This is a genomic window from Micromonospora sp. NPDC049645 (assembly GCF_040675155.1).
Taxonomy (GTDB): Bacteria; Actinomycetota; Actinomycetes; order Mycobacteriales; family Micromonosporaceae; genus Micromonospora.
The window spans coordinates 20696-35751 of record NZ_JBFAOI010000022.1; the positions used below are offsets into that span (position 1 = coordinate 20696).

Here is a 15056-nt window from a genome sequence, read left to right on the forward strand (position 1 = left end):
ATGGAGCCGGATCGAGCGTGACACGACCCGGCACTGACCTGTTCATCGGCGGCGGTGACACCGGTCGGTTGATGGCAGAACTGGACTGGGCCCACACACCGCTGGGCCCGGTCACCGGGTGGCCGCAGAGCCTGCGCGCCGCCGTCCGGATGGTGCTCTCCTCCCGGTACCCGATGCTGCTGCTCTGGGGTGAGAGCCTCTCCCAGCTCTACAACGACGCGTACTCCGCGCTGATCGGCGACAAGCACCCCGCCGCGCTCGGCGACGACGTGCGGGTGACCCTGGCCGAGGGCTGGGACGTGCTCGCCCCGCTGATCCAGCAGGCCATGGCGACCGGGGTGGCCAGTTGGGTCCCCGCGCTGCGACTGCTGCTGGAACGGGCCGGCTACCGCGAGGAGGCGTACTTCAGCGTCTCGCACGCCCCGGCCCGCGACGACGACGGCAACACCGTCGGCGTGCTGACCGTGTGCAGCGAGGTCACCGAGCAGGTGGTCGGCGAACGTCGGCTCCGACTGCTGCGCGACCTGTCCGTTCTCGGCGACGGGCGCACCGTCGACGTGGACGCCACCGGCGCCCGACTGAGCGACGCGATCGGCGCCCATCCCCTGGACGTGCCGTTCTGCGCCATCTACCTGCGTGACGCCGCGACGCTGCGACGGGTCGCCTGCACCGGCGGCGACCGGGGACACGCCGGGGCCCTCCCGGAGACCGTCGAGCTGACCGACCCGAGCCCGGCCGCGTACGCCTGGGGGCTGGCGGACGCCGCCGAGGGCCGGGCGACCCTGGTCACCGACGTCGCCGACCGGCTGCCGCTGCCCGCCGGCCCCTGGGAGGAGCCGGTGCGCACCGCGCTGGCGCTGCCGCTGCCCTCCGCCGACGAGGATCAGCCGCTCGGTGTCCTGCTCGCGGGGGTCAGCCCCAGCCGAGGGCTCGACGAGGCGTACCGATCCTTCCACCAGCTCCTCGCCCAGCAGATCTCCGTGGCGCTGCGCAACGCCCAGGAGTACGAGGAGGAGCGGCGCCGGGTCGAGGCACTGGCGGAACTGGACCGGGTGAAGACCGACTTCTTCGCCAACGTCAGCCACGAGTTCCGTACCCCGTTGACGCTCATCCTCGGCCCGCTGACCGACGCTCTCACCGACGCCACCGCGCCGTTGGCACCGGTGCAGCGGGAGCGGGCGGAGACCGCCTGGCGTAACGCCACCCGACTGTTGACACTGGTCAACAGCCTGCTCACCTTCTCCAGCCTGGAGGCCGGGCGCGCCCGCAGCGACGCCCGTCTGGTCGACCTGGCCGCGCTCACCGCCGAACTGGCCGGCGTGTTCCGGGCCGCCGTCGAGCGCGCCGGGCTGACCCTCGAGGTGAGCTGCCCGCCACTGCCCCGACCGGTCGCGGTCGACCCGGTCAACTGGGAACGCATCGTCACGAACCTGCTCTCCAACGCCCTGAAGTACACGTTCATCGGCCGCATCCGGGTCACCCTCGACGCGGATGACGAGGAGGTGCGCCTCACCGTCGCGGACACCGGCATCGGCATCGCCGAACGGGACCTGCCGAAACTCTTCGAACGCTTCCACCGGGTGCGCGGCGCCCGCTCGCGCAGTCACGAGGGCACGGGCATCGGCCTCGCACTGGTGCACGAGTTGGCCCGGCTGGAGGGCGGCGACGTCCGGGTGGCCAGCCAGGTGGGCGTCGGCACCAGCTTCACCGTGACGCTGCCCTGGTCGGCGGCGCACCGCACGTCGGTCAGCGGGCCGGCGGTGAACGGCCGTGGCGACGCGGCCCGCGCCGCCGTCGAGGAGGCGATGGGCTGGCTCGCCGACCCGGGCGACGCGCTGATCGAGCCCGATCGCGCCTCCGGGGCGGCCACGGACGAGTGGGCGGGGGCGGAGATCCTGCTCGCCGACGACAACGCCGACATGAGGGGGTACCTCGCCCGGCTGCTCACCGCGCAGGGCTGGCGGGTGCGGGCCGTCGCCGACGGTCGGCAGGCCCTCGACGAGATCCACCGCGAGCAGCCGGACCTGCTGCTGACCGATGTGATGATGCCGGTGCTGGACGGCTTCGACCTGGTGCGCCGGCTGCGCGCCGACCCGGCGACCCGAGCGCTGCCGGTGCTGGTGCTCTCCGCCCGCGCCGGAGGGGAAGCCAGCGTGGAGGGCCTGAGCCTGGGCGCGGACGACTACCTGGTGAAACCGTTCGCCGCGGCCGAGCTGATCGCCCGGATCCGGGCCAGCATCCGTCGAGCCCGCGACCGCACCCGTCCAGCGGCTGTCGGTGGCGAGACGGCGGCGGTTCCGGCCTCGACGCCGTCGGCGCGACCCGCCCCGATCGGCCCCGCCGCGTCGGCCCCGGCGGGCGAACCCGTCCGCGACACCGCCGTGGTCGCGGGCGCGCCGGCCGAGCCGGACGGGCTGGGTGACCTCCTGGACGTCGGGTGGACGTACCCGTCCGCGCCCACCTCCGCCGCGGCCATGCGTCGGGACGTCCGGAAGGCGCTGGGCGACCTCGACGTCGACCCGGACGTGCTGGAGGATCTCCTGCTCGCCGCGTCCGAGGCGGTGAACAACGCCGTCGAGCACGCGCAGCGGCCCAGCCGTCCGGAGGTGCGCCTACGTATCCAGGTGGGTGGGGACCTGATCCGGATCTCGGTACGGGACTTCGGCACCTGGCGGGACCGCCGGCCGGCGATGGACCGGGGGCGCGGCGCGCTGCTGATGAACGCCTACGGCGACGTGCGGTTGGTCTCCACCGCCGAGGGGACGACGGTGACCATCGAGCGTCGGCTGGCCTGACCCGGTGTGAGCGACCCGCCGTCGACCGGTCAGAGTCGACGGCCGCTGCTGTCGCGGGCGATGATGCCGTCCAGTCGTTCCCCCGGGGTGAGCTGAGTCGGCTCGAACCAGAAGATCACCACCTGCTTGTCGACGCTCCACCGAGCCAGCCGCGCATCGACCTGCCGACCGTCGACCGCACCGGTGATCCGCTGGGCGGGGCCCACGAAGTAGCCGAAGGTGGGCACCGGCGCGGCAGCTGAGCGCTCGTCGTAGCCGATCTCGTGGAACCCGGCGCTGCGGTCGCTGCCTTCGACGTCGTTGACCAGGATGTCCGTGGTCAGCGAGCCGTCCGGAGCCTGGCGACCGGCAGCCAGCCCGATGGACACCTTGGGCACACCGGGCACGGCGACCCGGACGAAGTAGTAGACCCGCCGGTCGTCACCGTGCCGCACCCCGCTGTCGACCAACCGGCCCAGGGCCTTCGGTGGCGGCACGTCGCGGGCCACCGTCGGCGGCGGCGTGGGCTCCAGCGACCTCTCGACCGGCGGCGAGACACCGGCCGAGGGCGGCGCGACGGCGACCGGCGGCGGGCGCTCGCCCGGCGCCGGGCCTCCCGGCCGGGGCACGCCGACCGCCACCACGACGACCACGCCGGCCAGCCCGGCCGCGAGGGTCGCCGCCCCGGCTCCGGCGATGCGCCGACGGGTACGCAACCGACGGCCCTCGCGCAGCACGGCGGCCAGGTCAAGCGCGGCGTCGGGGCGCTCGGTCACCCGCATGGCGTGGCGGAGTCGTTCCAGCTCGTTCATCGGCGCGCCCCCTCGTCGGCCGTGCGCGGCGCCGCGCTGCGCAGCTTCTCCAACGCTCGCGAGCTGGTGCTCTTGACCGTGCCGAGGGATACCGAAAGTTCCCGGGCCACCTGCGCCTCCGGCAGGTCGAAGTAGTAGCGCAGGACGACGATGGCCCGCTCCCGGGGGCTGAGCGCGCCGAGGATGGTGATCAGCCAGCGCCGGGTGGCCACGTCGTCGGCCACGTCGCCACGCCGTTGCTCGGGCAGTTCGTCGGTCGGGTACTCCCGCATCGGCCGCCGCCAGCCGTCCACCAGATGGTTGACCAGGGTGCGGCGTGCGTACCCGTAGGCATCGTCGTCGTGGATCCGCGACCACGACGCGTAGGTGCGCACCAGAGCGGTCTGTGCGGCGTCCTCGGCCTGGTGGTGGTCACCGGTCATCAGGAACGCGGCGTGCACCAGTCGCGCGGACGCCGCCCGCGCGAACTCGACGAAATCCGCGTCACCCCGCGCCACCGCGAACCCTCCCCGTGCCACAGAGCTAGAGACGGGCAGGGCCGGCAAAAGGTTGAGCCCCGGGTCACATCAACTTTTTGCCACGCTCACCCGTCTTCTCCTCCGCGCCGCCGCCGAGCGACGCGCGAGGGGAGAGACATGTCGACGAAGGTTACCCGCCGGTGGCGTTCCGCTCCGACGGTGTCGCTGCTGGTGGTGGCGCTGCTCACCGGATGCGGCCTACCGGCCGCCGGGCAACCCGTCACCGAACCGGTCGCTGCCGCACCGCCGCCCAGCAGGTCGGCCGTGGCCACCGGCCGGCCGACCGGAGTCGTCGCTGTCCCGCCCAGCTCCGCGCCCGCTATCGCGGTGAGCTACCCCGCCAGGGGCGGTAACCGCTGGTCGGTGGCGCCCGGCGAGACGGCGCCCGGGCAGGCGACCGGCGGTCAGTTGCTGCGCTACCGGGTCGCCGTCGAGCGCGACATCCGGGGTCTGCCAGCGGCCGACGTCGCGACGGCGATCACCGCGACGTTGCACGACCCGCGCGGGTGGACGGCCGGCGGGGCGTGGCGGCTCCGCCGGGTGGGGCCCGGCGACCCGACCGACTTCACCATCTACCTGGCGACCCCCGGCACCCGCGACACCCTCTGCCAGGACGTGCCGGACGGCTACACCTCCTGTCGCAACGGCGGCCGGGTCGTGCTGAACGTGGCGCGCTGGGTCACCGGGGTACCGGGCTACGGCGCGAGCCTTGCCTCCTACCGGGAGTACATGGTCAACCACGAGGTCGGGCACAAGCTCGGGTACGGCCACGAACGGTGCCCCGGGCGGGGCCGGCCGGCGCCGGTGATGCAGCAGCAGACGCTGGGCCTGCACGGCTGCACCGCGAACGCCTGGCCGTTCCCGAACGGCAGGGTCCGCTACAGCGGGCCGGTCGGGGCGTACGACGACGAGATCCCGCGGCGTGCGGGCGCCTACCCGGTGGACTGAGCCCGACGGTCGGGGCCGCGCATCAGGTCCGGTGGCGCCGCTCCTGGTCGAGTCGCTCGTCCAGCCGACCCATCTCGTAGATGGCGTTGAGGCTGGTCGGCAACCGGCTGACATTGTCCGGAACCGGGCCGGAGTCCGGTGGGGGGCCGGGATCCGACACCGGGCCGGGGCCCGGGGCGGGCGCGGCCGAGGGGGCCGGGGTACGGCGGCGCACCAGCAGCAGCGCCAGGACCGCGAGGACCGCGACGACCAGCAGGTACGACGTGGGTGGCCAGGCGTCGCGGGAGGGTTCGGCGACCGCCGGCGGAGCGCTCGGCGTGGGGGCGTCACCGTCGAGCAGCGGCACGGCGGCATGGTGGGCGCCGGTGCCGTCACCGGCGGTGGGGCGACCGGGGGCGGCGGGCCCGGGGGCACCGGCCGCCGACCCGGGGGGCGCGGGGTCGGCGATGGGCCGCGCCGGGCCGGGCTGACCGGCAACCGGTGGCCGGCTCGGCGTGGACGCCGCGGTGGGAGGCGGGCTCGGCGTCGGTGACGCACTCGGCGTGCCGCCACCGCCGAGCAGATCGTCGACGATCTGGCCGACGCCGCCGAGGAGGTCACCGACCGGATCCGACGGGGACGGGGACGGCGCCGGCGCGAGAGCGAGGGTCAGCGCGAGAACGACGACGGCAGGCATGAATCCACCTCCGATGTGCCGATATGCCACGCACCGTACCGCATTGTGGGATCGCGTGGGGGACACCGCCACACCGGGGGCGGGGTACGTCTGTCGCCTCCCCCGCCCGCGGTGTCCCTGACGGTCAGGCCGGCAGACCACCGACCTGAGTGGAGATCCACGTCCGGATCGACGGCAGGTCGACGTAGATGGACGGGCCGGTGGCGCAGGTGGAGTTGTTGTTGCCGGCCCGACTCGTCGCGCCGATCAGGTTCCACACTCCGCCGACCCGGCGCACCTGCGGCCCGCCCGAGTCGCCGTAGCAGGCGCCGGAGTTGCCGTTGGTGTTGTTGGTGCAGATCTCGTACGGGCCGTTGATGCCCGAGCACCGGCTGTCGGCCACGATGGACGTGTCCAACTCGTTGGCCACCGCCGGAGCCGACCCGCAGCCGCGCGGTGCGCAGGTCTGGCCCCAGCCGATGATCCGGGTGGCGGTGCCGACCGCGCCTGACGTGCTCGGGATCGGGGCCGGCGCGTACCCGACCGAACTGGCCAGTTGCAGCAGCTTGACGTCGACGCTCGGGTGGTTGACCGCGCGGATCACCCCGACCACCGTGCCGCCGCTGGTTCGGTTGACGCTGCCCACCCGCACCGAGGACGGCGTCGGGCAGTGCTTGGCGGTGACCGCCCAGTTGCCCTTGATCAGGGTGCCGGTGCAGCCCGAGACGTACACCATGAAGGGGTAGTTCTCCGTGGCCGGTCGGCCACCGACCACCGTCGGGCCGATGTCCGAGGCGCCGTCCCAGGTGTACGTGGTGCTGGCCGGCGCGGCCACGGTGCCGGCGAACAGCGAGTTCACCTGGCTCGCCTCGGCCGCGCTGGGGTTCGCGTTACGGCAGGAGACCGGGGCGCTGCTGCCCGACATCAGGTCCGAGCAGAGACCGGTGCGCCGGTCCGGCAGACCCAGGATGTGCCCGAGTTCGTGCGCGGCGATGCGGTTGCGGTCGTAGCCCTGGTTGACGGCCGTACGACCCATCCAGATCCGGCCCGAGCCGAGCCCGGTCGGCTGCGCGCGGGGCCACCCGTCGTCGACGTAGATGGTGATGCTGGCCGGAGTGCCGGCCTGGAGTCGGACGGTGCTGACCCGGCTGTTCCAGATCTGCGCCGCCTGGTCGAAGTTGGTGCGGAACTCGCCGGTCCGGCTCGCGTCGTAGTAGACGGTCCGGACGGCGGCGGCCGGCGCGCCGGTGGCGAGTTGCACCCCGGCCGCCGCCAGGGTCGCCACCAGCATGGCCAGCGCCGCACGTCTGAGTTGTCGTCGGAACATCACGCACTCCCCTGCGGTCGTCCGGCGACCATCGGCCACCGGTCATCGAAGTACGTAAATGTTAGAGCGGCGATGGTCGATGTCCGGCATAGCGGAAGAGTCATACCGGCGCGGCCGGCGGCTGGCACCGCGGTACGGCCTCCGCAGAGCCTTCCGGAGGCCGTACCGTGGACATGTCCGGGTCGATGCGCCTACCAGTTGCCGAGCACCAGGCGGCCGGCGACGCTACTGAGGCTGAACGGCCCGCTGTCGTACCAGACCCGGGCGGCGAAGTTGCCGTTACGCCACACGTAGTACGAGAACGTGCCATCCGGCTGCTGGTACGCCATCACGATGTCGTCCCTACCGTCACCGTCCACGTCACCCGACGCCATCCGATCGCCGACCGCGCTCAACCGGAACGCTCCCGAGTCGTAGTCGCTGGTGCGGTTGAAAGAATCACCGTCGGAGAGCCAGCGGTAGATGCGCATGGTGCCGTCGCCCTGGTCATAGGCCATCGCCGGCTCGGCCTTGCGGTCACCGTTGAAGTCGCCGAGCACCAGACGACCACCGACCCGGCCGAGACCGAACGGCCCACTGTCGTACCAGACCCGGGCGGCCGAGTTGCCGTTACGCCACACGTAGTACGAGAACGTGCCATCCGGCTGCTGATAGGCCATCACGATGTCGTCCCTACCGTCACCGTCCACGTCACCCGACGCCATCCGATCGCCGACCGCGCTCAACCGGAACGCTCCCGAGTCGTAGTCGCTGGTGCGGTTGAAAGAATCACCGTCGGAGAGCCAGCGGTAGATGCGCATGGTGCCGTCGCCCTGGTCATAGGCCATCGCCGGCTCGGCCTTGCGGTCACCGTTGAAGTCGCCGAGCACCAGACGACCACCGACCCGGCCGAGACCGAACGGCCCACTGTCGTACCAGACCCGGGCGGCCGAGTTGCCGTTACGCCACACGTAGTACGAGAACGTGCCATCCGGCTGCTGGTACGCCATCACGATGTCGTCCCTACCGTCACCGTCCACGTCACCCGACGCCATCCGGTCGCCGACCGCACTGAGCCGGAACGGCCCCGAGTCGTAGTCAGCGGTGCGGTTGAAGGAATCACCGTCCGACAGCCAGCGGTACATGCGCATCGTGCCGTCGCCCTGGTCGTACGCGACCGTCGGGGCGGCCCGTCCGGTTGGCTTCGGCGGCGAGGGCGGCGTGGCGGAGTTCGCGATCTTCGTGTACCGCCGCGCCACGTAACTGGTGGCCCGGTGACTGTCGATGGTCCCGGCGTCGATCGCCGCCGTACGGATCTTCACCGGCGTCGACCCGAAGGTGTAGTAGGTGAAGTGCCGACGGTCGGTCTTCCAGCTCTTGAAGAGGACGACGTGCTTCCCCGCGAGGTTGAGGATGTCGCCGGCCTGTAGCTCCGACTTGCCGATCTGGCTGGAGAACTGGTGCAGCGTCCGCGTGCTGGGGTCGGCATTCAGGTGCCAGGCCATGCCCACGTAGCCGGAGCAGTCACGCCGGTACTTGCGGGTGTGGGTGGGGTCCCAGGAGAAGGCCCGCTGGCTGTACGGGCCGGGCTGATGGTCCACCCAACCCTGGGCGCGCTGCATGACCTCGGCTCGCGTGATCGACCCCCCGATCGCGGAGGCCAGTGTGGACATCCCGCCACCATCGGGTGCCGGGGTTGCCGACGAATTCTCCGTCTCGTCCACCGGATCGTCGTCGGGCAGCTCGTCGCCGGGATCGTTCGGTTGGCATCCGTCGAGCTGGGCCGCGATCTCGGCCGGCACCGACTCGTCGCAAACCCCGCCCGAGCCGACGTTGAGCGGCTTCCACTGCTCCGTCGCGTCCTCGTAGCGGAACAGCACGAACGACGCGTCGTACTCGCCTTCCGCCGGAGCGACCGCCGTGGCCCAGGGCAGGGCACAGCTCACGCTCTCCAAGGCGATGGGATTCCCGGCCGCCTCGTCGGTGAGTGGATCGGCCCGCAGGCCGGCAAGTAGGTTGGTGGACGTCGGGCACTCCGGAGCCGCCGCGGCGGCCTGGGCCGGGATCCCACCCGGAATGGCGAGGACGCCCGTCATCACCAGTACTGTCGCGAGCTGTCGCCCGCCGGATTCACGCACAGTCCTTCTCCCCGTTCGTCGTCGATGGACGCCCGGACGTCGCCTGGTCGAGGGCGGGTTGCCCCCGGCACGGCAGACGTCGGTGGCTGAACGCACGTGTCACCCCGGGTGCACCCGGAGCGCAACTCTCGACGGTGGCCACGGGTCGAGGGGGTGCGTCCGAAGTGGAGGCTACGACAGCAGCCGAGGTCCGTCTGTCCCCGATCTGACCGCCGGACCCACCACCGTCTGTTACGCAGCGGTTACGTCGCAGCGAAGTGTCCGTGCCAGGGCGGGACGACGGTGGCGGCAGAGGGTCACCGGCAGCGTCGCCGCGACGTGACCCCGGTACCGAACGGAGAAAACACCATGAGGATCAGGAGCGCACTGACCGCGTTGGCGGTCGTCCTCGCCGGGCTGGTCGCCAGCTCGGGCAGCAGCGCGGCGGGCACCACGACCACGTCGGCGTACTGCGGGATCACCTGGGGCAGCGTGGAGAAGTCGGCCGGGGCGCTGAGCGACGCCCCGTTGGTCGACGTCCGCACCGGCCGGCACGACTGCTACGACCGGGTGGTGTTCGAGTTCGCCGGCCCGGTCGACGGCTACACGATCGGCTACGGCGAGACGTGGACCGAGGGTGAGGGGCTGGCGCTGTCGCCGTACACCGCCGGCGGCGCGCTGTTGCGGGTCTCGCTGCGGGCCCCGGCGTACGACGCCGACCACGCGGGCACCGTGCCCTACCCGGTCGGCGAGCACGTGGCGAACCTGCTGCGCTACCCGACCCTGCGCGACGTCGTCTTCGGCGGCAGCTTCGAGGGCTACAGCACCTTCGCGGTCGGCGTACGGGCCCGGTTGCCGTTCCGGGTGCTCGTGCTCGCCGGCCCCGGCACCCACAGCCGGGTGGTGCTCGACGTCGCCCACCAGTGGTGATCGGAGCCGGCCGGCGCACGTGGCCGTCCGCCCCAGGTGGGGCGGACGGCCAGGCGAGCACCAACCGGGCATGAGTCAGACGTGCAGGGTGGGCCGGTAGGTGAGTTCCAGGGTGCGACCGTCGAGGGTCCGGCTCTCGATCAACTCCAGGTCGAAGTCGGGCGCGCCCTGGAAGATCGGTTCGGTCCCGGTCTGTCCCGTGATCACCGGGAAGACCGTCACCTGGACGAAGTCGACCAGCCCGGCGGCCATCAACGCCCGGTTCAACGACAGGCTGCCGTGCGACCGCAGAGGCACCTCGGACTCCTCCTTGAGCCGGGCCACGACGTCGACGGCGTCACCGCGCACGACGGTCGCGTCCGGCCAGTCGAGGGGGCCGTCCAGCGTGTTCGACACCACTGTCGCCGGCAGGTTCCTCATCCGGGTCACCCAGGCGTCGCGCACGTCGGACTCCTCGGTGCTCGCGGCCAACATCTGCGCGAACACTCGGTACGTGTTGGCGCCGAAGACCATGCGCTGCTCGGTGTCGTAGCCGGACAGGCGGTGCGCGAGCAGTTCGGGGCCCTGCTTACCCCAGTAGCCGCCCCAGTTCCCGGTGGTGGTGCCGAAGCCGTCGAGGCTGGAAAAGACGTCGACGGTGTAGGTGGCGGTCATGATGCTCTCCGATCACGGGTGAGTTCGGTGCGACGGTTCTGCAGGTAGGCCCGCTCGGTCTCGTTGGTGGCCAGTGCCGCGGCCTGGTCGTACGCGGCTCGGGCCTCGTCGTCCCGTCCGAGCCGGGCCAGCAGTTCGGCCCGGGTGGCGGGCAGCCGGTGATAGCCCGGGAGGTCGACGCCCTCCAACGCCGCGAGGGCCACCGCGGGCCCGTGCACCTCGGCGACGGCGACCGCCCGGTTGAGCGCGACGACAGGGGTCGGCGCGAGCGCGAGGAGCTGGTCGTAGAGTGCCAGCACCTGCGGCCAGTCGGTGGCGGCGCCGTCGGTGTGCACCGCGCTGATCGCGGCCTGGATCTGGTACGGGCCGGGACGGTTGCGGCGCAGACACCGGCGGACCAGGTCGTGCCCCTCGGCGACGAGCGCCCGGTTCCACAATGACCGGTCCTGGTCAGCCAGCAGCACCAGTTCGCCGGTCGTCGGGTCGAGCCGCGCCGGACGCCGCGCCTCGGTCAGCAGCAGCAGGGCGAGCAGGCCCAGGACCTCCGGCTCGTCGGGCATCAACGCGGCCAGTTCGCGGGCGAGGCGGATCGCCTCGGCGCACAGGTCCGTTCTGATCAAGGGACCGGCGGTGGACGCGTAGCCCTCGTTGAACATCAGGTAGAGCACGGTGAGCACCGGCGGCAACCGGTCTGGCAGCTCATGTCCGGCGGGCACCCGGTAGGGGATGGCGGCGTCGCGGATCTTCTTCTTGGCGCGCACGATCCGCTGGGCGACGGTCGCCTCCTGGACCAGGTAGGCCCGCGCGATCTCCGGGACCTCGAGGCCGCCGAGCAGGCGCAGCGTGAGGGCTGTTCGCGCCTCCGGGGCGAGCGCGGGGTGACAGCAGGTGAAGATGAGTCGTAGTTGGTCGTCCCGCACCGGTCCCACCTCCTGGGGCTCGTCCTGGTGATGCAGCAGCAGGGCCTGGGCGTGCCGGGCCTCGCGGGTCGACTCCCGGCGAAGCCGGTCGACGGCACGGTTGCGTGCGGTCGTCACGATCCAGGCGCCCGGGTTCGGCGGCGGGGTCTGCCACTTCTGCAACGCTGTGGTGAACGCGTCCTGGACGGCCTCCTCGGCGAGGTTGATGTCGCCGAGGAGGCGGGCCAGGGTGGCGACGCAGCGGCCGTACTCCGCGCGGTAGATGTTCGCCAGGTCCATGTCGGGCGACCGGCTCCCGGTCAGGCCTGGGACAGGTCGTCGAAGGGACGCACCTCGACCGGGCCACAGGCCGCCGCGCACCTCTCGGCCCAGGCCAGCGCCGCGTCCAGGTCCGCGCACTTGATGACCCAGAACCCGGCGATGTGCTCCTTCGTCTCGGCGAACGGGCCGTCGCTCATGGTGATGGTGCCGTTGTCGGCCCGGACGACGGTGGCGCTGTCCGGTGACGTGAGTCCCCCGGCGAAGACCCAGGCGCCGGCGGCCTGCATGTCGTCGTTGATCCGACCGGTCTCCCGGAACATTGTCTGCGTCTCCTCGTCGGACGGCGTCGGCGCGCCCTCGACGTAGTGCACGGACAACAGGTACTGCTTCATGATGATCCTCCGGTTGGCGCGATGGGTGGGATGACGGCAGGTCAGGCGGCCAGGCGGCGCGCGACGGCGGGGATCACGATCACGGCCGCGACGAGGTGGGTGAGCATCAGCAGCGCCTTGGTGGCGGTTGCGGCGTCGGCGATCACGTCCGGCACCAGGGACAGGGCCGTCAGCAGCACGGTCGTGCGGACGAACGTGCGCCGCGCGCGCCGGGCGAAACGCGCCAGCAGCGCGGCGATGACCACGCCGATCAGCGAGAAGACAGCGGTCAGCACGCCGAACCCGGTCACCGGGATCGGGGCGCCGCCCATGTCGAGGCTGATCCCGGCCAGGTTGCCGGCGGCGGCGACGGCCATGGTGGCGAGGCTCGCGGCGACCGTGGCGGCGGCGCCGGTCCGGATCACCGTACCGACGGTCGACGCGGTGGCGGGGGTCGTGTTCGCAGTGGCGGTCATCGTGCCCTCCAGTGGGTGTGCGGCCCGTTGCGATGCCGGGCTCTCACCAGGGCTACGAATGGAAACGACCCCGATCGACAACACGCCCAAGATTTTGTCGAAGATTTTCGACTCCGGCGTGGAACGAGGCAGTCTCGGGTCAAAACGGACGAGGCCCCACCAGCGATTCTCGCCACTCGGGCGGCCGGGGACCAGCCGGCACCGAACCGGTGGGCCTCAGAGCGTGCGCTGGTACTCCTCCCAGGTGCGTTTCGGGCTGACCGCCGGTCCGTCATCGGCGCCCCGGTTGGCCAGGCCGTTACGACCGAGGTAATAGTCGCCGGCCTGGTTCTGCGCGCCGGTCGACTGGTCGGTGTCGGAGAGCGCGATGGCGTGGATGTGGTAACCCCAGTCCCCCTGATCCGGGGTCCGCAGCCACGCCGCAAAGCCCACCGTGCGCAGTCGACGCAGCACGTCCGTCCGGACCGCCGAGGAGAGGCCGCTGACCGAGAGGTCGAGCGCGCCGCCGCCGTCGTGCGTGCCGGCGGAGGCACCCACCCCGCTGCTGTACGAGCCTTGCGTGATGCCGAGCTGGCGGCCGAGCAGGCGTTCGGCCTCGAACAGCATCGACCTGGTGCGCGTGTTGACCTGCACACCGCGCAGGGTCACCACGCTGCCGGGCGAGATCGCCCGGACCACTGAGTACCGCTCCTCCCCGAGCGACCGCAGCGACGACGGGCCGGGAAGACCTGTCGCGTCGAGGCCGGTGTAGCCGAGGGACCGCTGGTACGCGGCGTACGCGGCGATCGTGCTGGTGCCGAAGTGACCGTCGACGTACGCCGACGAGAGCAGCCCTCGCGCCTGGAGTGCGCGCTCCACGAGCAGGACGCTGTCCTTGGCCCCCTCGGTCAGCGCGGTGTCCGGCCGGCGCGGGTCAATCTGCGCCGCCTTGATCACCGCCTCCATGTCCAGCTGCGGCAGCGCGGCCGCCGCGGAGCCGGCCAGCGGTACGGCGCCGACCACTGCCGCACCGGCGGCGACCAGCAGGTTCCTTCTCGTGAGCACGCTTCCTCCGCAGGATATTGACCAATCCAGATGACAGGATGAAGCTAGTCTTCAATGCGGAAGCCGAGTTGTCACCCCGCTGGGGCGCACCAACGTCTACGGGGTCGCACCCGCCTCGTCGGTCAGGTGCCACACCTCGCGCATCGGAGCCCACCAGTCACCCGAGCCGGGCTCGGCGATCGACTCCTGACACGGGTCGGTCAGCTTCCACCACTCCTGCGTCTGCGGGTCCGCGGCGATCAGCCGCAGGTCGGCCTCGTAGTCGTCCCCGACGTACTCGTAGTAGCCGAAGAGCAGGTCGTCGTGGAGGAAGATGGTGTAGTTGCGGAAGTTCGCCTCGCGCAGCGTCTTCTCGACGCTCGGCCAGACGGCGGCGTGTAACCGCAGGTAGGTCTCCCGCTGTTCGGGGCGGAGTCGAATCACGCAGCCATGACGTTGCACGTCGTGCCCTTTCGTGTGAGCTGGTCCAGGGGTGCCGGAGGCACTGACCGTAGCGGTTGGACGGTGCCGGTAGGGGGCTGGCCGGCCGTCGACGTCGACCGTTCCGCCAGGACCGCGCCCGGTGACGGCGGGTCTACCCTCGGGTGATGGAGGGCCGTGTGCTGGTCGTCGAGGACGACTCCTCGATCCGGGAGGTCACCGCCCTCGGTCTGCGCCGAGCCGGCTTCCGGGTCGACACCGCGACCGACGGGCGGCAGGCCCTGGCGACGTTTCGCGCCCATCCGGTCGACCTCATCGTCCTCGACGTCATGCTGCCGGAACTGGACGGTCTGGAGGTCTGTCGGGAGATCCGGCGGACCAGTCAGGTGCCGATCCTGATGCTGACCGCGCGCACCGACACCATCGACGTGGTCGTCGGGCTGGAGTGCGGCGCGGACGACTACCTGCGCAAGCCCTTCGATCTGCCCGAGTTGGTGGCCCGGGTCCGGTCGGTGCTGCGCCGGGTGAACGTGCCAGCCCCGTCGAGCCTCATCGAGGTCGGCGGCTTGGAAATCGACCCCGGCGGCTTCGTGGTCCGCCGGCACGGCCGGGAGGTGACGCTCACCTCCACCGAGTTCCGACTGTTGCTGGAGTTGGCCCGCCGCCCGGGTCGGGTCTTCACCCGGGAACTGCTGCTGGACCTGGTCTGGAACCACGCCTTCCTCGGCGACTCCCGACTGGTCGACGTCGCGGTACAACGCCTCCGCGCCAAGATCGAGGACGACCCGGCGCAGCCACGGCTGATCCGGACCGTACGCGGTGCCGGCTACAAACTGTCGACGGGCTGACG

15 protein-coding genes are annotated in these 15056 nt (G+C 71.8%); 4 read left to right on the forward strand and 11 right to left on the reverse strand.

Features of this window, described 5'->3' with window-relative positions; translation table 11 throughout:
• Positions 1 to 17 precede the first annotated feature (17 nt).
• Positions 18 to 2795: an ATP-binding protein gene (locus tag AB0J33_RS29300; RefSeq protein ID WP_363618038.1), complete on the forward strand. Its 2778-nt coding sequence runs from the start codon at positions 18 to 20 to the stop codon at positions 2793 to 2795.
• 29 nt (positions 2796 to 2824) lie between these two features.
• Here AB0J33_RS29300 and AB0J33_RS29305 read toward each other — a convergent pair whose 3' ends face one another.
• Together AB0J33_RS29305 and AB0J33_RS29310 are read right to left on the reverse strand one after the other, a co-directional pair.
• Positions 2825 to 3586 carry a hypothetical protein gene (locus AB0J33_RS29305; protein WP_363618040.1) on the reverse strand — a complete coding sequence of 254 codons (762 nt, stop codon included), beginning with the start codon at positions 3584 to 3586 and terminating at the stop codon, positions 2825 to 2827.
• Positions 3583 to 4083: a SigE family RNA polymerase sigma factor gene (locus AB0J33_RS29310; RefSeq protein WP_363618042.1), complete on the reverse strand. Its 501-nt coding sequence runs from the start codon at positions 4081 to 4083 to the stop codon at positions 3583 to 3585. Before AB0J33_RS29310 ends, AB0J33_RS29305 begins: the two co-directional genes overlap by 4 nt.
• A gap of 138 nt (positions 4084 to 4221) precedes the next feature.
• Here AB0J33_RS29310 and AB0J33_RS29315 point away from each other — a divergent pair, with 138 nt between their 5' ends.
• On the forward strand, positions 4222 to 5052 hold the full coding sequence (locus tag AB0J33_RS29315) for a DUF3152 domain-containing protein (protein WP_363618044.1): 831 nt from the start codon (positions 4222 to 4224) through the stop codon (positions 5050 to 5052).
• A 22-nt stretch (positions 5053 to 5074) separates the two neighbouring features.
• Here AB0J33_RS29315 and AB0J33_RS29320 read toward each other — a convergent pair whose 3' ends face one another.
• The 3 genes from AB0J33_RS29320 to AB0J33_RS29330 all read right to left on the reverse strand — a co-directional run bounded on the left by AB0J33_RS29320 (position 5075) and on the right by AB0J33_RS29330 (position 9109).
• A complete protein-coding gene (locus tag AB0J33_RS29320) occupies positions 5075 to 5728 on the reverse strand; it encodes a hypothetical protein (protein ID WP_363618046.1) in 654 nt (217 codons plus the stop codon).
• 124 nt (positions 5729 to 5852) lie between these two features.
• Positions 5853 to 7034, reverse strand: a complete 1182-nt coding sequence (locus AB0J33_RS29325) for a snapalysin family zinc-dependent metalloprotease (RefSeq protein WP_363618048.1) — start codon at positions 7032 to 7034, stop codon at positions 5853 to 5855.
• A 191-nt stretch (positions 7035 to 7225) separates the two neighbouring features.
• Positions 7226 to 9109, reverse strand: coding sequence for an FG-GAP-like repeat-containing protein (locus AB0J33_RS29330; RefSeq protein ID WP_363618050.1), 1884 nt, complete (start codon positions 9107 to 9109; stop codon positions 7226 to 7228).
• 390 nt (positions 9110 to 9499) lie between these two features.
• Here AB0J33_RS29330 and AB0J33_RS29335 point away from each other — a divergent pair, with 390 nt between their 5' ends.
• Positions 9500 to 10060 (forward strand): hypothetical protein, encoded by a 561-nt coding sequence (locus AB0J33_RS29335; RefSeq protein WP_363618052.1) that lies wholly within the window; start codon positions 9500 to 9502, stop codon positions 10058 to 10060.
• Positions 10061 to 10135: 75 nt separating this feature from the next.
• Here the strand turns inward: AB0J33_RS29335 and AB0J33_RS29340 are convergent, their stop codons facing one another.
• The 6 genes from AB0J33_RS29340 to AB0J33_RS29365 all read right to left on the reverse strand — a co-directional run bounded on the left by AB0J33_RS29340 (position 10136) and on the right by AB0J33_RS29365 (position 14209).
• Positions 10136 to 10714 carry a dihydrofolate reductase family protein gene (locus AB0J33_RS29340; RefSeq protein ID WP_363618054.1) on the reverse strand — a complete coding sequence of 193 codons (579 nt, stop codon included), beginning with the start codon at positions 10712 to 10714 and terminating at the stop codon, positions 10136 to 10138.
• Positions 10711 to 11913 carry a sigma-70 family RNA polymerase sigma factor gene (locus AB0J33_RS29345; protein ID WP_363618056.1) on the reverse strand — a complete coding sequence of 401 codons (1203 nt, stop codon included), beginning with the start codon at positions 11911 to 11913 and terminating at the stop codon, positions 10711 to 10713. Before AB0J33_RS29345 ends, AB0J33_RS29340 begins: the two co-directional genes overlap by 4 nt.
• Positions 11914 to 11933: 20 nt before the next feature.
• A complete protein-coding gene (locus AB0J33_RS29350; protein ID WP_363618058.1) occupies positions 11934 to 12287 on the reverse strand; it encodes a YciI family protein in 354 nt (117 codons plus the stop codon).
• A gap of 41 nt (positions 12288 to 12328) precedes the next feature.
• Complete coding sequence (locus tag AB0J33_RS29355) at positions 12329 to 12742, reverse strand: DUF6069 family protein (RefSeq protein ID WP_363618060.1); 414 nt, start codon at positions 12740 to 12742, stop codon at positions 12329 to 12331.
• Positions 12743 to 12958: 216 nt separating this feature from the next.
• A complete protein-coding gene (locus AB0J33_RS29360; RefSeq protein WP_363618061.1) occupies positions 12959 to 13786 on the reverse strand; it encodes a peptidoglycan-binding domain-containing protein in 828 nt (275 codons plus the stop codon).
• A gap of 96 nt (positions 13787 to 13882) precedes the next feature.
• A complete protein-coding gene (locus AB0J33_RS29365; protein ID WP_363618062.1) occupies positions 13883 to 14209 on the reverse strand; it encodes an L-rhamnose mutarotase in 327 nt (108 codons plus the stop codon).
• Between the two features lie 164 nt (positions 14210 to 14373).
• Here AB0J33_RS29365 and AB0J33_RS29370 point away from each other — a divergent pair, with 164 nt between their 5' ends.
• Positions 14374 to 15054, forward strand: coding sequence for a response regulator transcription factor (locus tag AB0J33_RS29370; protein WP_363618063.1), 681 nt, complete (start codon positions 14374 to 14376; stop codon positions 15052 to 15054).
• Positions 15055 to 15056: the final 2 nt, after the last annotated feature.